18 protein-coding genes are annotated in these 20,388 nt (G+C 73.3%); 16 read left to right on the top strand and 2 right to left on the bottom strand.

Features of this window, described 5'->3' with window-relative positions; all coding sequences use genetic code 11:
- Window positions 1-17: 17 nt before the first annotated feature.
- The 14 genes from ACFYUZ_RS16960 to ACFYUZ_RS16895 all read left to right on the top strand — a co-directional run bounded on the left by ACFYUZ_RS16960 (window position 18) and on the right by ACFYUZ_RS16895 (window position 16,076).
- Window positions 18-1,616, top strand: coding sequence for an ABC transporter substrate-binding protein (locus tag ACFYUZ_RS16960; RefSeq protein ID WP_389309765.1), 1,599 nt, complete (start codon window positions 18-20; stop codon window positions 1,614-1,616).
- The gene (locus tag ACFYUZ_RS16955) at window positions 1,613-2,605 is read left to right on the top strand and encodes an ABC transporter permease (RefSeq protein WP_389309763.1); all 993 of its coding nucleotides are present in this window, start codon (window positions 1,613-1,615) and stop codon (window positions 2,603-2,605) included. Before ACFYUZ_RS16960 ends, ACFYUZ_RS16955 begins: the two co-directional genes overlap by 4 nt.
- Window positions 2,598-3,434 (top strand): ABC transporter permease, encoded by an 837-nt coding sequence (locus ACFYUZ_RS16950; RefSeq protein WP_389309761.1) that lies wholly within the window; start codon window positions 2,598-2,600, stop codon window positions 3,432-3,434. The genes ACFYUZ_RS16955 and ACFYUZ_RS16950 overlap by 8 nt, the downstream gene beginning before the upstream one ends.
- Window positions 3,431-4,423 (top strand): ABC transporter ATP-binding protein, encoded by a 993-nt coding sequence (locus ACFYUZ_RS16945; RefSeq protein ID WP_389309758.1) that lies wholly within the window; start codon window positions 3,431-3,433, stop codon window positions 4,421-4,423. Before ACFYUZ_RS16950 ends, ACFYUZ_RS16945 begins: the two co-directional genes overlap by 4 nt.
- Window positions 4,416-5,081 carry an ABC transporter ATP-binding protein gene (locus tag ACFYUZ_RS16940; RefSeq protein ID WP_389309757.1) on the top strand — a complete coding sequence of 222 codons (666 nt, stop codon included), beginning with the start codon at window positions 4,416-4,418 and terminating at the stop codon, window positions 5,079-5,081. Before ACFYUZ_RS16945 ends, ACFYUZ_RS16940 begins: the two co-directional genes overlap by 8 nt.
- Before the next feature lie 113 nt (window positions 5,082-5,194).
- A complete protein-coding gene (locus ACFYUZ_RS16935) occupies window positions 5,195-5,389 on the top strand; it encodes a hypothetical protein (RefSeq protein ID WP_030690730.1) in 195 nt (64 codons plus the stop codon).
- A 135-nt stretch (window positions 5,390-5,524) separates the two neighbouring features.
- Window positions 5,525-7,114, top strand: a complete 1,590-nt coding sequence (locus tag ACFYUZ_RS16930; protein ID WP_389309754.1) for a hypothetical protein — start codon at window positions 5,525-5,527, stop codon at window positions 7,112-7,114.
- Between the two features lie 88 nt (window positions 7,115-7,202).
- Window positions 7,203-8,288 (top strand): LLM class flavin-dependent oxidoreductase, encoded by a 1,086-nt coding sequence (locus ACFYUZ_RS16925; protein WP_389309751.1) that lies wholly within the window; start codon window positions 7,203-7,205, stop codon window positions 8,286-8,288.
- Entirely contained in the window at window positions 8,285-8,899 is a 615-nt protein-coding gene (locus ACFYUZ_RS16920; protein WP_389309748.1) for an FMN reductase, read from the top strand. Before ACFYUZ_RS16925 ends, ACFYUZ_RS16920 begins: the two co-directional genes overlap by 4 nt.
- Window positions 8,900-8,959: 60 nt before the next feature.
- The gene (locus tag ACFYUZ_RS16915; RefSeq protein WP_389309745.1) at window positions 8,960-11,842 is read left to right on the top strand and encodes a helix-turn-helix transcriptional regulator; all 2,883 of its coding nucleotides are present in this window, start codon (window positions 8,960-8,962) and stop codon (window positions 11,840-11,842) included.
- A gap of 137 nt (window positions 11,843-11,979) precedes the next feature.
- Complete coding sequence (locus ACFYUZ_RS16910) at window positions 11,980-13,227, top strand: PucR family transcriptional regulator (protein ID WP_389309742.1); 1,248 nt, start codon at window positions 11,980-11,982, stop codon at window positions 13,225-13,227.
- Window positions 13,228-13,362: 135 nt separating this feature from the next.
- The gene (locus ACFYUZ_RS16905; protein ID WP_389309739.1) at window positions 13,363-14,214 is read left to right on the top strand and encodes an alpha/beta fold hydrolase; all 852 of its coding nucleotides are present in this window, start codon (window positions 13,363-13,365) and stop codon (window positions 14,212-14,214) included.
- Between the two features lie 41 nt (window positions 14,215-14,255).
- Window positions 14,256-15,164, top strand: a complete 909-nt coding sequence (locus tag ACFYUZ_RS16900; protein ID WP_389309736.1) for a helix-turn-helix domain-containing protein — start codon at window positions 14,256-14,258, stop codon at window positions 15,162-15,164.
- Between the two features lie 171 nt (window positions 15,165-15,335).
- Window positions 15,336-16,076, top strand: coding sequence for an alpha/beta fold hydrolase (locus ACFYUZ_RS16895; RefSeq protein WP_389309734.1), 741 nt, complete (start codon window positions 15,336-15,338; stop codon window positions 16,074-16,076).
- A 354-nt stretch (window positions 16,077-16,430) separates the two neighbouring features.
- Here ACFYUZ_RS16895 and ACFYUZ_RS16890 read toward each other — a convergent pair whose 3' ends face one another.
- A complete protein-coding gene (locus ACFYUZ_RS16890) occupies window positions 16,431-17,582 on the bottom strand; it encodes a magnesium and cobalt transport protein CorA (RefSeq protein WP_389309731.1) in 1,152 nt (383 codons plus the stop codon).
- A 199-nt stretch (window positions 17,583-17,781) separates the two neighbouring features.
- Between ACFYUZ_RS16890 and ACFYUZ_RS16885 the strand changes: the two genes are divergently transcribed.
- Window positions 17,782-18,894 (top strand): winged helix DNA-binding domain-containing protein, encoded by a 1,113-nt coding sequence (locus ACFYUZ_RS16885; protein WP_389309728.1) that lies wholly within the window; start codon window positions 17,782-17,784, stop codon window positions 18,892-18,894.
- Window positions 18,895-18,957: 63 nt separating this feature from the next.
- A complete protein-coding gene (locus ACFYUZ_RS16880; RefSeq protein ID WP_389309725.1) occupies window positions 18,958-19,419 on the top strand; it encodes an SUKH-3 domain-containing protein in 462 nt (153 codons plus the stop codon).
- A gap of 72 nt (window positions 19,420-19,491) precedes the next feature.
- Here the strand turns inward: ACFYUZ_RS16880 and ACFYUZ_RS16875 are convergent, their stop codons facing one another.
- On the bottom strand, window positions 19,492-20,307 hold the full coding sequence (locus tag ACFYUZ_RS16875; RefSeq protein WP_389309723.1) for a response regulator transcription factor: 816 nt from the start codon (window positions 20,305-20,307) through the stop codon (window positions 19,492-19,494).
- Between the last annotated feature and the right edge of the window lie 81 nt (window positions 20,308-20,388).

The following is a 20,388-nucleotide window of genomic DNA, read 5'->3' as shown; positions in this document are numbered from 1 at the left end:
AGAGGGGTGTGGACACCTTGGCCGCCCGATCCGTTCGCCGAGCGACCGCCGCGACACTCACGGGGGCGCTCGCCCTCGCCGGCACGGCCTGCACGAACCCCGCCTCCACCGCCGGCGGCTCCGGCGGACCCGAGGACTCCGTGGTCGTGGGCATCGCCCACGAACCCGACACCCTCAGCCCCCTCCTCGGCTACGGCAAGGACGGCAACTCCAAGATCTTCGACGGCCTCCTCGCCTTCGGCACCGACATGAAGCTGAGGCCGGCCCTCGCCACGCGGCTGCCCCGCGTCGGCGACGGCGGCCTCACCTACACGTACGCCCTCCGCAAGGGCGTCACCTTCAGCGACGGCGTCCCCTTCACCGCGAAGGACGTCGTCCACACGTACCGGACGATCCTCGACCCGAGGACGAACAACCCCTCCCGCACCGAACTCGACGCCCTCGAGAGCGTCGAGGCCGTCGGCGACGACACCGTCGTCTTCCGGCTCAAATACCCCTACGCGCCCTTCGCCGAGCGCACCGTCCACGCCATCGCCCCCGAACACGTCACCGCGAAGCAGGACGTCAACACCGGCGCCTTCACCAGCAAGCCGATCGGCACCGGCCCGTACGTCCTCACCGGCTGGTCCAGGGGCGAGAAGCTCACCTTCAGGGCCAACCCCCGCTACTGGAACGGCGCGCCCGCGGTGAAGAGGTTCACCATGGCGATCATCAAGGACGACGACGTCCGCGCCACCCGCCTGCGCGCCGGAGACCTCGACGGCGCGGTCCTGCCGCCCGACCTCGCCGCCGGCTTCAAGGGCGACAAGACGAAGAAGACCTGGACGGCGAAGACCTTCGACTACCGCACCGTCACCCTCCCCACCCACCACCGGGTCACGGGCGACACCGCCGTCCGCCGCGCCCTCGACCTCGCCGTCGACCGGCAGGCCATGGTCGACCGGATCCTCGAAGGCGCCGGAAAGCCCGCCTACGGACCCGTCCCCACCGACAGCCCCTGGTTCGCACGGGGCACCGAACGCCGCCACGACCTCGCCGGCGCGCGGAAGATCCTCGACGAGGCCGGCTGGAAGCCCGGCCCCGACGGCATCCGCGTGAAGAACGGCGTCCGCGCCGCCTTCCCCCTCTGGTACCTCTCCGGCGACAAGCTCCGCCAGGACCACGCCCTCGCCTACGCCTCCGACGCCAGGAAGGCCGGCATCGACATCACCACCCAGGCCGGCACCTGGGAGGTCATCGAGCCCCGCATGAAGACGGACGCCGTCCTCGCCGGCGGCGGCTCGCCCGGCGACCCCGACTTCGACCAGTACCCGCTCCTGAAGTCCACCCTCGCCGGCGACGGCTTCAACAACATGGCCCGGTACGACAACGAGACCGTCGACCGCGCCCTGGAGGACGGCCGCCGGACGAACGACCCCGCGAAGCGCCGCGCCGCGTACGACACCGTCCAGCGCGAACTGGCCGAGAACCCCGGCTACACCTTCCTCACCCACATCGACCACCTCTACGTCGTGAACGACGACTGGGAAGGCCCGAGCACCCAGACCGAACCCCACGACCACGGCCTCGCCTCCGGCCCCTGGTGGAACGTCGAGACCTGGAAGCCGAAGAGGTGAGCCGCCGCCTCCCCTGGGGGGCCATGGCCCGGATGACGGGACGGCGGGCCCTCGCCGCCGTCCCCGTCCTCCTCACGGTCACCCTCGCGGTGTTCGCCGTCGCCGAAGCCTCCCCCTTCGACCCCGTCAAGGCGTACGCCGGCACCGCCGGACTCACCGCCTCGCAGGAGAACCTCGACCAGCTCCGCGCCAACCTCGGCGTCGACCGGCCCCTCCTCGCCCGCTGGTGGGACTGGCTCACCTCGGCCCTCACCGGCGACCTCGGCGACTCCGCCACGATGCGCCGCCCCGTGGCGGAGGTCATCGGCGAACGCCTCGGCTGGTCCGTCCTCCTCGCCGTCACCGCCTTCGCCGTCGCCGTCGTCCTCGGCACCCTCCTCGGCGTCCTCGCCGGATGCCGCCGCGGCGGCCTCCTCGACCGGGCCGCCGGCTCCGCCGCGTACACCCTGGAAGCCGCCCCCGCCTACTGGCTCGGCCTCCTCGCCGTCTGGTTCTTCGCCCTGGAGCTCGGCGCCCTGCCCGCCGGCGGACTCACCGACACCGCCAGCGACACCGTCACCGCCGGCCAGGTCGCCCGCCACCTCGTGCTGCCCGCACTCGTCCTCGGCGTCTCCCAACTGCCCTGGTTCTTCCTGTACGTCCGCCAGGGCGTCGGCGACGCCCTCGACGAGGACCCCGTGCGCGGCGCCCGCGCCCGGGGCCTGCGCGAACGCACCGTCCTCACCGGCCACGCCCTCCGCTCCGGGATGCTCCCCATGCTCACCCTCGTCGGCTCCCGCGTCCCCGAACTCATCACCGGCGCCCTGCTCGTGGAGACCGTCTTCAGCTGGCCCGGCATCGCCGCCGCCACCGTCACGGCCGCCACCTCCGTCGACTTCCCGCTGCTCGCCGCGCTCACCGTCCTCGCCACCGCCGCCGTCCTCGTCGGCAACCTCCTCTCCGACCTGCTGTACGGACTCGCCGACCCGAGGGTGGGCTTCGATGGCTGACCCGCGCACCCACCGCCTGCGGCTGTGGACCTCCGCCCTCACCGTCGGCGCGATCCTCCTCGCCGTACTGCTCGTGCCCCCGCTCGTCCAGCTCGACGAACAGGCCGTCGACCTCTCCCGCAAGCTCCTCCCGCCGTCCTGGGCGCACCCCTTCGGCACCGACGACCTCGGCCGCGACCTCCTCCTGCGCTGCGTCCACGGCCTGCGGATCTCCCTCCTCGTCGGACTCGTCGCCGCGCTCGTGGCCACCGTCGTCGGCACCGCCGTCGGAGCCGCGGCCGGGGCGCTCGGCGGCCGGCCCGACCGCTGGCTGATGCGGCTCGTCGACGCCTTCTCCTCCGTGCCGCACCTGCTGCTCGGCGTCTTCGTGGTGGCCCTCTTCCGGCCCGGCGTCTGGCCCGTCATCGCCTCCGTCGCCGTCACCCACTGGCTCTCCACCGCCCGGATCGTCCGCTCCGAGGTCCTCTCCCTGCGCACCCGGCCCTACGTGGACGCGGCGATCTCCGGCGGAGCCTCGCGCCTCCGGGTCGCCGTCCGGCACCTGCTGCCCGCCGTCCTGCCGCAGGCCGGACTCGCCGCCGTGCTCATGATCCCGCACGCCATGTGGCACGAGTCCGCGCTGTCCTTCCTCGGCCTCGGCCTCCCCAGCCACCGGGCCAGCCTCGGCAACCTCGTGCAGAACGCCCGCTCCTCGCTCCTCGCCGGCGACTGGTGGCCCACCCTCTTCCCCGGCCTCCTCCTCATCGTGCCGACCCTCGCCGTCGCCGGACTCGCGGGCGTCTGGCGCGACCGCCTCAACCCGCGCCGCCGATCGGAGCTGATGCCGTGAACCCCCGCGTCGAGCGCGCCCTCCGGGCCGTCTCCGCCGAGCGGGCCGAGGACGCCGTCCTCAGCGTCCGCGGCCTCACCGTCCGCTTCCGGCTGCGCGGCGGCCGGACCGTCGCCGCCGTCGACGACGCCGACTTCGACCTCGCGGCGGGGGAGTGCCTCGCCCTCGTCGGCGAGAGCGGCTGCGGCAAGTCCGTCCTCGCCTCCGCCCTCCTCGGCCTGCTCCCCGGGAACGCGGAGACCTCCGGCACGGCGTTCCTCGACGGCACGGATCTGCTCGCCGCCGACGAGAAGACCCTCGCCCGCACCGTACGGGGCCGGCGCGTCGGCCTCGTGCCCCAGAGCCCCGCCGCCCACCTCACCCCCGTCCGCACCGTGCGGTCCCACCTGGAGGAGACCGTCCGCGCCCTCACCGCCACCCCCCGCCGGGCCCGGCGCGAGGCCGCCGAGGACGCCGCCGACCGGGCCGCCTTCCCCGCCGGACACCTCGACCGCCATCCGCACCAGCTCTCCGGCGGCCTCGCCCAGCGCGCCGCCACCGCCCTCGCCCTCATCGGCGACGCCCGCCTGCTGCTCGCCGACGAACCCACCACCGGCCTCGACCGCGACCTCGTCGACCGCACCGTCGACGAACTGCGGCGCCACGCCGACGAGGGCCGCGCCCTGCTCCTCATCACCCACGACCTGGCCGCGGCCGAACGCGTCGCCGACCGCGTCGCCGTCATGTACGCCGGCCGGATCGTCGAAGTCGCCCCCGCCCAGCGCTTCTTCGGTCCCACCGGACCCCGCCACCCCTACGCCCGCGGACTCCTCGACGCGCTGCCCGGCCGGGCGTTCACCCCGATCCCCGGCATGCCGCCGGAGCTCTCCGCCCTGCCCGACGGCTGCGCCTTCGCCCCGCGCTGCCCGCGCGCCACCACCCGCTGCGCCACCCGCCCCGAACCCACGGCGGGCGTGGCCTGTCACCACCCGGAGCAGCCCCGTGCTTGAACTCGACTCCGTCACCGCCGGATACGGGCGCCGCGCCCCCGTCTTCCGCGGCGCCTCCCTCACCGTCGCTCCCGGCGAGTCCGTCGGTCTGCTCGGCCCCAGCGGCTGCGGCAAGTCCACCCTCGCCCGGGTCGCCGCCCTCCTCCACCGCCCCGACGCCGGCCGCCTCGTCCTCGACGGCACCGAGGTGCGGGCCTGGCGCCACCGCGCCCCGCGCGAGCGGCGCACCGCCGTCGGCGTCGTCTTCCAGCAGCCCCGCACCGCCGCCGACCCCCGCCTCACGCTCGCCGACCTGATCGCCGAGCCCCTGCGCGCCACCGGCCGCCGCGCCGAGGCCCGGGAGCGGGTCGCGGCCCTCGCCCCGGCCGTCGGCCTCACCCCCGACCTGCTCGGCCGCCGCCCCCACGAGGTCAGCGACGGACAGCTCCAACGCGCCTGCCTGGCCCGCGCCCTGGTCCTCCGCCCCCGCTGGCTGATCTGCGACGAGATGACCGCCATGCTCGACGCCTCCACCACCGCGGCCCTCGTCGCCGCCGTCGAGGGCTACCGCGCCGAGACCGGCGCCGGCCTCCTCGCCGTGGGCCACGACCGCGTCCTGCTGAACCGCTGGTGCGACCGTACGGTCGACTGGCAGGACTGCCTCCCCACCGGGCCCTGACCGAATCTCACCCGTATGGCCGCCCTGCCATACGCCCGGACGGACCGCGCATTCCGTCACACTGTCCGCCGAACGCCGCAATTCCGGTGCGGCGACGGAGGGACGTGAGAGCGATGGCCGTTTCCATTTCTGTCGTGGTGCTGCTGCTGGTACTGGCCGTGATCTTCCTGCGGAACGGCGGCCTCAAGGTCACGCACGCCCTGGTCTGCGCCCTGCTCGGCTTCTTCCTCGCCGGCACCAGCATGGCGCCCACCATCCACAACGGCGTGGCCGCCACCGCCAACGTGGTCTCCAGCCTCAGGCCGTGATCGTCACGGCTCCGTGAACTCCCGTGAACCGCTGTGAACTGCCCGTGAAACCCAGGGCGGTTCCATGTACATTTCACGAACTCGGTCCTAGCGTCGGCCGCCGGCGCGACACACGTCAGGACCCGAGGAGCCGCTTTGACCACCCCACCGCCCCGCAGACGAGCACGCGCGCTCGCGCTGGTCGCCGCGCTCGCGGCGACCCTTCTGGCGGGCTCCGCGCCCGTCGCCCAGGCCGAGGAGATCCCCCTCGCTCCCGGCCACCGTCTCGTCGATCACTACGTGGGCGCCCCCGCCGCCGCGCGGCCCGTGCCCGGCAAAGGCCCCGCCCAGCACCCGTATCTCGCCCCCAACGGCCGCAGCGGCATGCACGCCGACGGCGCCGGCAGCGCCACCTATCCCTGGTCCGGGCCGCTCGGGCGCGACCCGGAGGTCGACAGCGAGAAGATCGCCGCCGTCGGCGGCGAGTGCGCCACCGTCACCTTCGACGCCGGCGGCCGCCTCGTCACCGTCTGCGGCACCTTCAGCGGCTTCCTCCTGAAGCTGCTCGATCCGCGCACCCTGGCCACCCTCGCCGAGTACAAGCTCCCGCAGCGCTCCTCCACCGTCGAGGCCGTCACCCGCCTCGACTTCGAGAAGATCTTCAAGGACACCTCCGGCGGGGCCTACTTCTACCTCGACGACCGGGACCGGGTGGTCCTCGCCGACTCCCGCCAGCACGTCCTGCGGATCGCCCACCGCCAGAAGGCCGACGGGGTCTGGGAGTTCGTCGTCGAGAACGACTGGGACCTCACCTCCCTCGTCCCGCACGACTGCGTCAGCTGGACCAACCTCTTCCCCAGCGGCGTCTGCGACCCCGTCACCTCCGTCATGCCCGACTGGGACGGCCGCATCTGGTGGGTGACCCGCCTCGGCCGCGTCGGCACCGTCGATCCCGCCACGGGCGCCCTGCGCGTGATCCGGCTCGACGGCGAGGAGATCCAGAACTCCTTCTCCGTCGCCGAGGACGGCGTCTCCATCGTCACCGACCACGCCCTGTACGGCTTCCGCGCCGACGCCGACGGCGTCCCGCGCGTCCAGTGGCGCGAGACGTACGACCGGGGGACCGGCACCAAGCCCGGCTCGGTGAACCAGGGTTCGGGCACCACCCCCGACCTCTTCGGCACCGAGGACCAGTACGTCGCCATCACCGACAACGCCGACGACCGCATGAACGTCCTCGTCTACCGCCGGGGCGCCGACGTGCCCGCCGCCGAGCGGCTCGTCTGCAAGGTGCCCGTCTTCGGCTCCGGCGCCTCCACCACCGACAACTCCCTGATCAGCTGGGGCGACAGCCTGGTCGTCGAGAACAACTACGGCTACGAGAACCCGAGTTCGCTCCTGCTCGGCCGCAGCGTCGTCGGCGGCGCGACCCGGATCGACGTCCGCGCCGACGGCAGCGGCTGCGACACCGTCTGGGAGAGCGACGTCCGCTCGCCCTCCACGGTCCCGAAGCTCTCCACCGCCAACGGACTGCTCTACTTCTACGAGAAGCGCCCCCACGCCTGGGGCATCGACGCCTGGTACCTCACGGCCGTCGACTTCCGCACCGGCGAGCGCGCCTTCTCGCGCTTCACCGGCACCGGACCGGCCTACGACAACAACTGGGCGCCGATCACCATCGGCCCCGACGGCACCGCGTACGTGGGGGTCTTCAACGGCATCGTCGCCGTCCGCGACGGCGCCTGACGCACGGCGGCGGGGGGGGCCCCCGGGCCCCCCCCCGGCCCCGGTTCCCCGGCGCGGGAACCGGTCCACCCGAGAGAGCGGACACCCCATGCAGTTCGGCATCTTCACCGTCGGGGACGTGACCCCGGACCCCACCGACGGTCGTACGCCGACCGAACACGAGCGCATCAAGGCGATGGTCGCCATCGCGCTCAAGGCCGAGGAGGTCGGCCTCGACGTCTTCGCGACCGGCGAGCACCACAACCCGCCGTTCGTGCCGTCGTCGCCGACCACCCTGCTCGGCCACGTCGCCGCCCGCACCGAGAAGCTGATCCTGTCCACGTCCACGACGCTGATCACCACGAACGACCCGGTGAAGATCGCCGAGGACTACGCGATGCTCCAGCACCTGGCCGACGGCCGGGTCGACCTCATGCTGGGCCGCGGCAACACCGGTCCGGTCTACCCGTGGTTCGGCCAGGACATCCGCCGGGGCATCGACCTCGCCAAGGAGAACTACGCGCTGCTGCGCCGGCTGTGGCGCGAGGACGTCGTGGACTGGGAGGGCACGTTCCGGACGCCGCTCCAGGCCTTCACCTCGACGCCCCGGCCCCTGGACGGCGTCCCGCCCTTCGTCTGGCACGGCTCCATCAGGTCACCCGAGATCGCGGAGCAGGCCGCCTTCCACGGCGACGGCTTCTTCCACAACAACATCTTCTGGCCGGCCGACCACACCAGGCGCATGGTGCAGCTCTACCGGCGCCGGTTCGCGCACCACGGTCACGGCCGCCCGGAGGACGCCGTCGTCGGCCTGGGCGGACAGGTCTTCATGCGCAAGAACTCCCAGGACGCCGTACGGGAGTTCCGGCCCTACTTCGACAACGCGCCGGTGTACGGCCACGGCCCGTCGCTCGAGGACTTCACCGAGCAGACCCCGCTGACGGTGGGCTCCCCCCAGCAGGTCATCGAGCGCACCCTGTCGTTCCGGGAGACCGTCGGCGACTACCAGCGCCAGCTCTTCCTGATGGACCACGCGGGCCTGCCCCTGAAGACCGTCCTCGAACAGCTCGACATCCTCGGCGAAGAGGTCGTGCCCGTCCTGCGGAAGGAGTTCGCGAAGGGGCGCCCGGCCGACGTGCCGGAGGCCCCCACGCACGCGTCCCTCCGGGCCGCCCGGGAGGTGTCCGCCGCATGAAGCTGATCGTCGTCTCCGCGGGGCTGAGCACCCCCTCCTCCACCCGCCTGCTCGCGGACCGGCTGGCCGAGGCGGCCCGCGACGAACTCGCCGCCCGGGGGCACGCGGCGTCGACCGGGGTCCTGGAGCTGCGCGAACTGGCCGGCGGCATCGCCGACCACCTCGTGACCGGATTTCCACCGCCGCGACTGAGCGCCGCGATCGACGCGGTGACGGCAGCCGACGGCCTGATCGTCGTGACTCCCGTGTTCGCGGCCTCCTACAGCGGTCTCTTCAAGTCCTTCTTCGACGTGATCGATCCGGACGCCCTCTCCGGGAAGCCGGTCCTGATCGCGGCGACGGGCGGCACCGCCCGCCACTCCCTGGTCCTCGATCACGCCGTACGCCCGCTCTTCTCCTACCTCCGCGCCGTCGTCGTCCCCACCGCCGTGTTCGCGGCCTCCGAGGACTGGGGCTCGGGGGGAGACGAGTACACCGACGGCCTGCCCGGACGCGTCCGCCGCGCGGGCGCCGAGCTCGCCGCGCTCACGGCGGCGCGCCCGGTCGGTGAAGAGCCCGAGGACGACGTCACCGCCCTCGAACGGAGACTCGCCGACCTGCGCTTCGACTGAGACGGGCCCCCGGGCCGGGCGGCGCCGGGGTGGTTCATGTGGTTCATACTGTTCCGCCGTATGAGCGTGAACCGAGTGACGACGAGGACCGTGCCCGAGGAATCCGACGGCGCGCGGACGCCCCTCCGCGGCAGGGACGCCGAACTGGCGTTCATCGAGGCGCGGCTCGACGCGCTCGACCGGGGCGAAGGCGGGATCATCCGCGTCGAAGGCCCCGTCGGCATCGGCAGGTCCAGGATCCTCGCGCAGGCCGCGGCGGCCGCGAGACGGCGCGGGACGAGGGTGTTCGAGGGAGCGGCGGACCCCGACGAGCAGTTCGTGCCGCTCGGCCCGCTCCTCGAAGGTCTGCTCTCCGGCGAGGAGCCGCTGTCGGGCGCCGTCCGCCTCAGGGACCTCGCCACGACACCCGGCCAGCGCTTCTGGCTGCTCCAGGAACTGGGGGACCGCCTGCGGGAGACGGCACGGAACGGCCCCCTGCTCGTCGTCCTCGACGACCTCCAGTGGTGCGACGACCTGACCCTTCTCACCTTCAACACGCTCGCGGCCGGACTCTCGTCGCACGCCATCCTCTGGCTGGTCGCCGTGCGCGGCGGCAGCGTGCCGTCGGGAGTGCGCACGACCCTGGACAGGATCAGGCAGGCGGGCGCGCACGAGCTGGCGCTGGGAGCGCTGGACGACCGGGCCACCGCGCGGATCGCCGAGGACCTCCTCGGCGCCGCTCCCGCCCCGGACGTCCTCCGCGTCGCCCGCCGCGCCGAAGGGGTCCCGCAGCTGCTGGTCGAGCTGCTCGTCTCGCTGCGGGAGGGGGAGGCGGTGACGATCGAGAACGGCACGGCCCGGCTGCCGGCCGGACCCCCCGCCCCACGGGAGCTCCCCTCCGTCGTGCGCCGCCTCGACCAGCTGTCCGACGAGGCACGGGAGCTGGTGCAGACGGCGGCCGCCGTGGGCGGCCCGGTCACCGTCGCGCTGCTGGCCGAACTGCTCGGCAGGTCCTCGGCGGCGCTCATCACGGCGGTACGGGAATCCCTGGACGCCGATCTGCTCTCCGAGAGCGGCGACCGCCTCGCGTTCCGCCACGACCTGGTCCGCGAGGCGGTGGAAGCCGGCCTCCCCCTGCCCCTGCGCCGGGCCCTGCGCGGTCAGGCCGCCGGGCTGCCGCCGGGGAGCGCGGCCTCCCCCGCCGGGCGTCCCGGGCCTTCGGCCGGGAGGGCGACGCCGACGGGTGCGACGGAGGCCGGGAAAGCGGGACCGGGAGACGCGACGGAGGCCGACCGGCTGCGCGCCGCCGCGGCGGAACTCGCGGCCACCGCTCCCGGGCCCGCCGCGGAACGCAGCCTCAAGGCCCTGGAACTCACCGCGGCGGACGCTCCGGAGCGGCCGCGGATCATCGCCGAGACGATCCCGCTGCTCTGGCAGACGGGCCAGGCCGTCCGCGCCCGTGAGCTGGGAGCCTCCGCCCTGGCGACCGGCACCCTCGGACCCGAGGACGAGGCGCTCATACGCCTCGCCCTGGCACGCCTCGCCGTACCGTTCGACTTCTCCGAGGCGGTCGGGCAGGCCCGCGCCGGCGCGGCACTGCCCGGGATCTCCGGGACCGTGCGGGGACGCCTGCTGGCCATGCTCGCCGTCGGCCTGTCGATGTCGGGCGAGCACGCGGCGGCCGAGCAGGTCGCCGCGGAGGCGTGGGAGACCGCGGCGGCGGCGGGGGACCGCTCCGCCGAGGCCACGCTGACGACGGTCCGCTCGGCCGTGAGCTTCCACCGCATGGACCTGACCGAGGCGTTCCGGCAGGCGGAGCGGGCCGCCGCGCTGGCCGACGCCCTGGGCGTCAGCACCTCGCTGTGGGTTCCGGAGGCCTTGTGGCACGCTCTCCTGTCGAACACCACCGGACGCTCCGCGGAGGCGCTCGCCGCCGCGGAGGACGGCATCCGGACCACCGGGGAGCAGGGCCGGACGGCGGCCACCCGCATGTGGCTCATGACCCGGTCCCGCATCCTTCTGGAGGCCGGACGGCTGGCGGACGCCCGGGCCGACGCCGAAGCCGCGTCCGCGACGACCGGCGATCCCGGCCCGGGCAACCTCGCCGACGTCACGCTCCGGTACGTGATGCTGCGCGTCGCCCTCCACACCGACGACCGGCAGACCGCGCGGGCGTACGCGGCGGAGGCGAGGCGCATGCGGAGCGACGCGGCACCCGTCGTCCGGCACTTCGGCTCCTGGATGCTGGCGCTGACGGCCGACTTCGAAGGCCGGCCCGACCGTGCCATGGCCGAACTCGACGAGGTGATGACGTCGCCCGCCGCGGACCGGCCGGCCTACGCCGGCCTGGTCGACCCCGCCGACGCCCCGGTCCTCGTCCGCCTGGCGCTGCGTGCCGGCGCGCACGAACGGGCCGCGCAGGCAGTGGCCCTGGCCGAGCGACGGGCCGTGCTCAACCCGGGCCTCACGCTCCTCGCCGCCACCGCCGCGCACGCCCGGGGGCTCCTCGACAACGACCTCGCCCCTCTCGTACGCGCCGTCCGGCTGTACGAGGACTGCCCTCGGGTGCTGGCCCGGGCGTCGGCGCTGGAGGACGCCGGACTCAAGCTGGCGGCCACGCGCAGGTCCGAAGCGGTGCCGTACTTCGAAACGGCCCTCGCGCTCTACGGGCGAGCGGGCGCCGAGCGGGACGTCGCACGCGTCCGCCGGCGCCTGCGGGCCGCCGGCGTCCGTCGCCGGCCCTCGTCCCCGGGCCTCTCCGACGCATGGCCCGAGCTGACGGCCGCGGAGACACGGGTGGTACGGCTCGTGGCCGGGGGGCTGACCAACCGGCAGGCGGCCGAGCACCTCTCCCTCTCGCCGCACACGGTGAGTTCGCACCTGCGCCGGGCCTTCACCAAGCTGGACGTCACCTCGCGCGGGGAGCTGACCCGGCTGGTGAGACACCGCGACGACGGAGAGTAGTCGCTTCGTATCCCACGCGGGAGTCCGGGCAATGGACGATTCGTGCGATGTGCCGAGGCCGTCGCCTCCTCAGAATGATCAAGAGCCGCGGAAGGGAGGGGTCCGCGGGGAACCGTTGGTCGAGAGAGGAACAGCGCATGACCACAAGGCTCCAGCGAGCCCGCCCTGGCAGCCCCGAGCTCCAGGCGCTCGTCGACGAGCTAGCGGAGCGGCTCGGCCGGTCCGTCGCCGTCGACGACCCGCTGGTCCGCATGGTCTGTACGAGCCGCCACTTCGGTGACGAGGACCCGGTACGGATCGGCACCCTGCTGCAGGGCCGCGCCGACAACGCGTCCATCCGCCACGTCCTCGCCCAGGGCGTGACGCAGTGGTCCAGGGCCGGATTCATCGACGGCCGCGACGATCTCGGACTGCTGCCCCGTTACGTCGTGCCCCTGCGCGAGCGCGGACATCTCCTCGGACTGCTCCTGGTGGTCGCGCCAGAGAAGACGCTGGCGGAGCACGAGACGCGTGCCATCGCCCGGGCGGCGGACGCCATGGCCGCCCAGATGTACGGAGAGCACATCGCCACCGACACCCGGAAGGCCGACGAGCGGGACCTCGTCCTCGAACTCGTCGGCACCGACGTCGCCGCCCGTACCACCGCACGCCGGCGGGGCAGGGAACTCGGGCTGCTGGGAGCGGCCGAGCACGTCCTGGTCACCGTCGTGCAGTTGAGCTGCGCGACCGAGCTCGTGCGACAGTCCGAGGCGGCCCTGTGGGGGGCGCTGGAGGGGTTCCGGCAGACGCGTTCGGCCCAGGGCCTCATCGCGGTCGGCAGGGAGCGGGCGACACTGCTGCAGCTGCGCGACCGCCCGCCCGCCCGGGACGAGGTCACCGCGCAGTCCGCCCACATCCTGGACGAACTCCGCACCTTCCTCGGCCCGTCGGCGGACCCCGTGATCGGCGTCGGTGGCCGGCACCCCGGCCTGGACGAGGCGTGGACGTCGTACGAGCAGGCGCTCGTGGCGGCGCGCGCGGCACGCCGACTGCCCGCCCTGAAGAGCGCCGGTGACTGGGAACTCCTCGGGGAACTGGCCGTGCTGCTCCAGCTCCCCGAGCACGTCCTGAACACGTCCCTGGTCCCGAAGCCGCTCCGCACCCTGGCCGAGGCGCACGGCGGCGACCGCCTGCGGGACACCCTGCGCTGCTTCCTCGAACACGCGGGATCGATCCCCAGGACCGCGGACACGCTGGGAATCCACCGCACCTCGCTCTACTACCGCCTGCGCCAGATCCAGGAGATCACCGGACTCGACCTCGACGACGGCGCCCACCGGCTCACGCTCCACCTCGGCCTCAGGATCGAGGAACTCCTCGCCCCGGGCGCCGACCGAGCCGCCTGACCTCCTCGCTTCGACAAAGCGAGGAGGATCCACGGCCCGATTCCTACAGCTCGCGGTGGTGCGGGCGGCGGGCCCCGTTCGATGATGTCCGGGACGGGCGGGAACGACGCACCGTCTCTGACCAGGGGAGAGGTCATGAAGGAACTGATCACGACGGACGGCGCACGGCTCGCGTACCAGGACACCGGCGGCGAGGGCGTCCCGCTGGTGATGCTGCACGGCTGGGGGCAGACGCAGGCGATGTTCCGCCACCAGATCGAGGGGCTGGCGCCCGGTCGCCGTGTCGTCACCGTCGACCTCCGCGGCCACGGGAAGTCCGGCAGACCGCGTCACGGCTACCGCATCGCCCGGCTCTCCCGCGACGTGCTCGAACTCGTCGACCATCTCGGGCTGGACCGTTTCGACGCACTGGGCTGGTCCATGGGCGTCTCGGTGTGGTGGAGCTTCATCGACCAGTACGGGACCGGACGGATCCGGCGCTTCGTCGCCGTCGACCAGCCCGCGGCGGTCGCCGCCGTGCCCTGGATGACCGAGCGGGAACAGCGGGACTCCGGCGCCATCTTCGACGTGTCGGGGCTGTTGTACCTGGGGGCGGCCCTCGCGGGGCCGGAGGGCGACACGGTCCGCGCCGACTTCGTGCGCGGCATGTTCTCCGGCGAGCCCGACGCCGAGGTGCTGGCCCTCGTCGCCGAGGAGATCAGGTCGACGCCCGCCTACGCGGGCGTGCCGCTGCTGTTCGACCACTGCGCGCAGGACTGGAGGGACGTGCTTCCCCGGATCGATGTGCCGACCCTGGTGATCGGCTGCGAGGGAAGCCACGTGCACCCCGATTCGCAGCGCTTCGTCGCCGAGCGGATTCCCGGCGCGCGCCTGCACGTCTTCGCCTCCGACGTGGCGAACTCTCACTTCCCCTTCCTGGAGAACCCGCCGGCCTTCAACGCCGTGGTGGAGAAGTTCCTGGCCGAGGAGCCGGCGAACGGGGCGTGAATCCGTCCTCCGCCCGCACGAACCCACGGCCAGGAATTCCCATGCCCCTCACACTGATGTCCCGTACGTCCGAACGGGTGCCCCGGCAGGCGCCCGATCCGGCCTCGTCCTCCTCCCACCCGGGGCGGCTGGTCCAGGTGCTCTCCGAGATGCCGGAGACGAACGACCGGACCCACGTCTACCTCGGCGTCCACGTCCGTGGGCCCGTCACCGTCGTCCACGAGCGGGCCGAGACCTCGTTGGAACCGAACGACCTGGTCTTCTGCGACCCGGCCCGGCGGCATCTGCTGCGGTTCGGCGAAGACTGCCGGATGATCTTCTTCCGGGTGCCCCGCTGCTATCTGGGCGTCACGGAGCCGGAACTGGACCGGGTGCTCGGCGTACCCGTACGCGGCGGGGAGGGGATCGGGGCGCTGGCGTCCGACTTCCTGACCGCGCTCGCCGCCAAGGCGGAGGTCCGCCGGTCCGCGATCGGGGACCGGCGTGCCCGGACGGCCGTGCATCTCCTCTCCGTCCTGGTCATGGAGCTCCTCGACGCGGACACGACGGACGAGGCCGACGACGCGTCCGGGGCCGTCAACGAGATGCTGTCCCGTATCCGCGGCTACATCGAAGAGCACCTGATGGACCCGGACCTCTCGCCGGAGTCGATCGCACGCGCCCACCACATCTCCGTCCGGTACCTGCAGAAGCTCTTCCAGAACGACGGCAGCACGGTGAGCCACTGGGTGCGGCAGCGCCGGCTCGAGTTCTGCCGGCTCGAGCTGGGCCGTTCCCACCGCAGGATCACCATGGCGGCGGTGGCGCACCGCTGGGGCTTCAGCAGCCCCTCGCACTTCAGCCGCACGTTCCGCGGGGCCTACGGCATGAGCCCCAGCGAATGGCAGGCGCTGGCGACCTCGGCCTTCGCGACGACGGCTGCCGGCGCCCCGGACGAGGGAGGGCGCTGAGGCGCGTGTGCGCCGCCGTGACAGCGCGGATGCGCGCACGTACAAGAGGCGCCCCCGCCCCGGCCCTACCGTGAGTAACGGTCGCACGGACCTCTCGCCGAACTCCGGGCCGCGGCCTGACTGTCGTGACGCCGCCCCCCCACGTGGCCCGACACCGAGAAGAGAACTGGCATGACCAACCCCACCGTCGTCCTCGTGCACGGCGCCTTCGCCGACGCGACGGGCTGGATAGGCGTCATCGCGGAACTGCGCAGCAGCGGGATCCCGGTGATCGCTCCCTCGAACCCGCTCCGGGGCCTGACGTCGGACGCCGCCTATCTCGCCTCCTTCCTGGCGCAGGTCGAGGGCCCGGCCGTACTCGTCGGCCACGCGTACGGCGGTGCGCTGATCACCGTGGCCGGCGCCGCGGACAACGTCGTGGGGCTCGTCTACGTGGCCGCCTACGTGCCCCACGAGGGCGAGAGCCTCGGCCAGCTCCAAGGGGGCTTCCCCGCCTCCCCGCTGACGGGCAGCCTGAAGGAGTGGACGTACCCGCTCCTCGACGGCGACTGCGCGGTCGAGGTCACCATCGAGGAGACCGCCTTCCCCTCCGTCTTCGCGGCGGACGTGCCCGAGGACGTCGCCGGCGTCCTGGCGGCGGCCCAACGGCCCCTCGCCACGGCCGCCTTCACCGAGACCGCGTCCACGGCGGCGTGGCGGACCAAACCGTCCTGGGCCCTGGTGGCCGGGGCGGACCGCGCGATCAGCCCCGAGGTCCAGCGCTTCGGCGCCGCGCGGGCCGGAGCCGTCGTCGTCGAACTCCCGGACGCCTCACACGCCGTCGTCCTGTCCGAGCCCGCCCGGGTCGCCGACCTGATCAAGGACGCGGTACGGGCGACGGGCGGCCACTCGTCGGCGCTGCGGCCGCGCTGAAGGGCTTCGGTCAGGGCTTCGTCAGGGCCTCGGCGAGCGCGGCAATGGTGGTGGCTGAAGCCAGAAAGGATCGCCATCTCGGCGATGTCGTCATCTTCTCCACTCTCCTCTACTTCGGTCGGGCCTGGTGGCGGCGTGGGCAGTGGTCGATACCCGGAGGACTGGACAGATGGATACATCGGAATTTGATCTGATAAATAACCCTGTCGCGTCCAGAAGTCATCGGATGGTGTAACGCGAGCCCTGGCCGAGCCGTGCGTGAACCCGGCGGCGGCCGGTCGAAGCGGCCGTGGCACCGACGCGGGGGGCCGAGGAGCGGACCACGGGCGCTGCGTGAGTGGCGTCGACCGCCCCCTAGAGCCAGTCCCGGCGCTTGAAGATCACGTACAGACTGGTGCAGACGGCCCCCATCAAGCCGATCGCGAACGGATATCCGCCCGTCCAGTGCAGCTCCGGCATCCGGTCGAAGTTCATGCCGTAGATCGTGCCGACGAGTGTGGGTGCGAAGAGGATGGCGGCCCAGGCCGAGATCTTCTTGATCTCCTCGTTCTGCTCGAAGCCCGCTTCCGCCAGGGCGCGCATCTCGGCGTTCTGTTGCTGGGTGACCAGGGTCGCGTTGACTGTGAGGATGTCCGTCAGGGCCTGGCGGAAGCCGTCGACGCGTTCGCTGGTGTGGGTGACGTGGTCGGCGACGTCGCGGAGGTAGCGCTGGAGCTCCTCGTCCGTGCCGTACTTGGCGAAGCCGGCCATGAGGGCGTGGAGCATGCCCACCAGGGGGCGGGTGGCGCGCTGGAACTCGACCATCTCGCGGGAGAGTTCGTAGATGCGGCGGGAGACCGCGGGGTCGCCGCCGAAGACCTCCGTCTCGATCTCGTCGATGTCGTTCTGGACGCCCGCCACCACCGGCGCGTAGCCGTCGACCACCGCGTCGAGGATCGCGTACAGGACGGCCTCGGGGCCCAGGGCCAGCAGGTCCGGGTTCTCCTCCATGCGGCGGCGGACGGCCGAGAGGTCCGGGGCGGCGCCGTGCCGGACCGTGATGAGGAAGTCCGGGCCCACGAAGACGTGGAGCTCGCCGAACTCGACCTCCTCCGGGGCGTCGAGGTAGCGGGCGGCTCGCAGGACGACGAAGAGCGTGTCGCCGTACCGCTCCAGCTTGGGGCGCTGGTGGGCTTCCCTGGCGTCCTCGACGGCCAGCTCGTGCAGGTCGAACTCGGCCGCCAGGGAGTGGAGTTCCTCATCGGTGGGGCGATGGAGCCCGATCCAGGCCATGCCGTCGGGGTGCTCGCGCAGCTGGCGGAAGGTGTCCGCGAGGGTGGCGGGGGAGGAGACCCGGTGGCCGTCGCGGTAGAGCGCCGACTGCACCACGCTCGACCGCACCCCGTTCGACCGGGTCCCGCCCGGCCCCGTCCCGCCCGGCGCCGCCGGGGGCGGCTGCGCGGACGAGGCCCCGGACGGGGGCTCGGCGCGGCGGCGCCAGGCCGCGCGGGGACGGCGGTCGGACATCGTCGCTCACCTCCTCCTCGGCCGGTGGCCTCGGCGACTCTGCCGGTCTGGGACGACTCTGCGGGTCTGGAACGTGTCTGCGGGTGCAGAACGGGATACGGACGAGAGCAGGATATATGGGGTGAAACCTTTCCGTCCGGACCTCACGGGTCCTCCTTGCGGACGGTAGCTGTCCGCAACTGTCGATAGCGTGCCGACCATGGCCCTCAAGACGACCCACCCCGTGCTCGGCCCCCGCGCCCTGAACCGCGCCACCCTCGACCGGCAGCTGCTCCTGCGCCCCGCGCCGCTCGGCGTCGAGGAGGCCGTCGCCCGTCTCGTCGGTCTCCAGGCCCAGAACACCAAGCCCCCGTACTACGCGCTCGCCGCCCGCCTCGACGGCTTCCGGCCCGAGGAGCTGTCCGCCCTGATGGAGTCCCGGAAGGTCGCCCGGATCGTCTCGCTGCGGTCCACCGTCCACACCCACACCGCCCGCGACGCCGTCGGCCTGCGCAGGCTCGTCCAGGCCGGGGCCGTCGACCGGGAGCTGAAGGCGTTCCGCAAGGGGCTCGACGGCGTCGACCTCGACCGGCTCGTCTCCCTGGCGACCGCCTACGTCGAGGAGCGGCCCCGCACCCCCAAGGAGCTGCGGGAGCGACTGCTCCGGGAGTGGCCGGGGGCCGACCCGCAGGCACTGACCATCGCCGCCCGCTGCCTGCTCCTGATGGTGCAGGTCACCCCGCGCGGTCTGTGGGGACGCGGCGGGCAGGTCGCGCTCACCACCACCCGTACGTGGTTCGACGCGCCCGCGGACGAAGCCGCCGACCTCGACGAGACCGTACGGCGCTACCTCGGCGCCTTCGGTCCCGCCTCCGTCAAGGACATGCAGACCTGGTGCGGTCTCACCCGCCTCCGCCCGGCCTTCGAGCGGCTGCGGTCCGAGCTGCTCGTCTTCCGGGACGAGCGGGGCACCGAGCTCTTCGACCTCCCCGACGCGCCCCGCCCCGACGAGGACACCCCCGCGCCGCCCCGCTTCCTGCCCGAGTTCGACAACCTGCTCCTCTCGCACGCCGACCGCGGCCGCGTCGTCCCCGCCGAGCACCACGGCCGCACCTGGACCGGCAACCAGGCGCACCGCACGTTCCTCGTCGACGGGTTCGTCGCCGGGATCTGGCACCTCGACGAGGCGAAGGACCGTACGACGCTCACCGTCGAACCCTTCGCGCGGGTGACGCGCGCGACGCGCACCGCGCTCACCGCCGAGGCCGAGCGGACCCTCCGGCTCATGACGCCTCCCGGCACCCCGTACGACATCGTCCACGCGGAGAGCTGAGGAGCGGTGGGGCGGCGGGGACGGCGTCGGCGCGCACCACGGAGAGAGCCGGGAACGCAGAGGATGACGACGGGGGAAGTCGAGGCCGTGCTGACCGAGGCGGGCTGGTCACGCGGGCGTGACATCGGTGCGCGGCTGCCCGAGCTCCTCGGCTTCGTCACCGACCGCTTCGCCGAGGAGGGCCATCCGGTCGAACCGTTCCGGGCCGCCCGGGACTTCGTCCGGGAATTCGGCGGACTGCGCCTGGTGATTCCGGGAACGCCGCCGGACGCCGTCGGATTCACCCCGCACTGGATCTACGAGGAGAGCGGCGAGGACGTCGCCGAACTCGCCCGGGACGTGGGGAGGAAGCTCTTTCCCGTCGGATACGAGACGTTCGACGGGGCCATGGTCCTCATCGACGAGACCGGACGTTTCTTCCTCCTGCACCACACCGGTCCCTCTTTCCTGGGAGCGAACCCGTACGAGGCCGTCAGCTGCCTGCTGCGCGGCCCCCGGCAAGAAGCGCGGGACCACTTCGTCTGACCGAGGGCGCCGGGGCCGGAGCGCCGGGCCTTCCGCGCCGGGGCCGGGCGCCGGGCCTCCCTCGCCGGCCCGCTACGGCAGCGCCCCCGCCCGTCGGGCCGCCACCACCGCCTCCAGGCGCGTGTGGGCGCCCAGCTTGCGCATCGCCGAGCGGAGGTAGCCCTTCACCGTCTCCGGACGCAGACCGAGGCGCTCCGCCGCGGTCGCGTTCGTCGCGCCGGAGGCGACCGCCGCGAGGACGTCCGTCTCGCGCGGCGTGAGCGCCACGCCCGGCAGCGGCGAGGGGGACGCGGCGGCCGTCTCCAGGCGCCCGCACACCGCGAGCAGGCGTGCCCGCAGCTCCGGGTCCATGACCTTCGGCGCGAGCTCGCGCAGCTCCCCGTACGCCTGGCGGACCTCCTCCCAGGACGGCCCGGGTGCCGGGGGCGCGAGCAGCTGCCGCACCTCGTCCCGCACCGCGAGGGCCTGCTCGACGTCACGGGCCGCCGCCATCGCCGCGTCGAAGACGCGCTCGCCGAGGGGGAGGGACTCGCGCAGCGCCCCGTACAGCACGCCGCGCACCTTGCGCCGCACGACGACGGGGACGGCGATCACCGAGCGCAGGCCCTCCGCCGAGACCGGGACGTCGTACTCGTGCGTGATGTGCCGCGACGACGGGTAGTCCGTGACCGCGCACGGCCGCGACAGCGCCAGGCACTTCCCGCCGAGCCCGGAACCGGCCGAGATCGCCAGGCCGCGCAGCGCGGGCGTGACGGCCCCGCTCAGCTCGGCGATCCGCATCGCGCGGCCCTCCTGGAGCAGCCCGCCGAAGACGACGGGCAGCCCGCTGGCGCGCTTCAGCCGCAGCAGCGCCGTACGCAGCTCCACCGCTTCCACCCTCTCGGACACGGGACCACTCCTTCACCCCCGAACGGGGGTAGTGAGACCTGGGTCACCGATTACACGATGTCCGGGACAGTCCCGCAATGA

Source organism: Streptomyces sp. NPDC004266, assembly GCF_042874095.1.
Classification (GTDB): Bacteria; Actinomycetota; Actinomycetes; order Streptomycetales; family Streptomycetaceae; genus Streptomyces.
This window is presented reverse-complemented; position numbering and strand designations above follow the sequence as displayed.

Bases quoted from the DNA above. Each gene is read 5' to 3' on its own strand.
- ACFYUZ_RS16895 (WP_389309734.1), top strand. From the start codon at position 15,336: ATGACCAACCCCACCGTCGTCCTCGTGCACGGCGCCTTCGCCGACGCG.
- ACFYUZ_RS16885 (WP_389309728.1), top strand. From the start codon at position 17,782: ATGGCCCTCAAGACGACCCACCCCGTGCTCGGCCCCCGCGCCCTGAAC.
- ACFYUZ_RS16905 (WP_389309739.1), top strand. From the start codon at position 13,363: ATGAAGGAACTGATCACGACGGACGGCGCACGGCTCGCGTACCAGGAC.
- ACFYUZ_RS16910 (WP_389309742.1), top strand. From the start codon at position 11,980: ATGACCACAAGGCTCCAGCGAGCCCGCCCTGGCAGCCCCGAGCTCCAG.
- ACFYUZ_RS16920 (WP_389309748.1), top strand. From the start codon at position 8,285: ATGAAGCTGATCGTCGTCTCCGCGGGGCTGAGCACCCCCTCCTCCACC.
- ACFYUZ_RS16915 (WP_389309745.1), top strand. From the start codon at position 8,960: ATGAGCGTGAACCGAGTGACGACGAGGACCGTGCCCGAGGAATCCGAC.
- ACFYUZ_RS16935 (WP_030690730.1), top strand. From the start codon at position 5,195: ATGGCCGTTTCCATTTCTGTCGTGGTGCTGCTGCTGGTACTGGCCGTG.
- ACFYUZ_RS16880 (WP_389309725.1), top strand. From the start codon at position 18,958: ATGACGACGGGGGAAGTCGAGGCCGTGCTGACCGAGGCGGGCTGGTCA.
- ACFYUZ_RS16950 (WP_389309761.1), top strand. From the start codon at position 2,598: ATGGCTGACCCGCGCACCCACCGCCTGCGGCTGTGGACCTCCGCCCTC.
- ACFYUZ_RS16900 (WP_389309736.1), top strand. From the start codon at position 14,256: ATGCCCCTCACACTGATGTCCCGTACGTCCGAACGGGTGCCCCGGCAG.
- ACFYUZ_RS16925 (WP_389309751.1), top strand. From the start codon at position 7,203: ATGCAGTTCGGCATCTTCACCGTCGGGGACGTGACCCCGGACCCCACC.
- ACFYUZ_RS16890 (WP_389309731.1), bottom strand. From the start codon at position 17,582: ATGTCCGACCGCCGTCCCCGCGCGGCCTGGCGCCGCCGCGCCGAGCCC.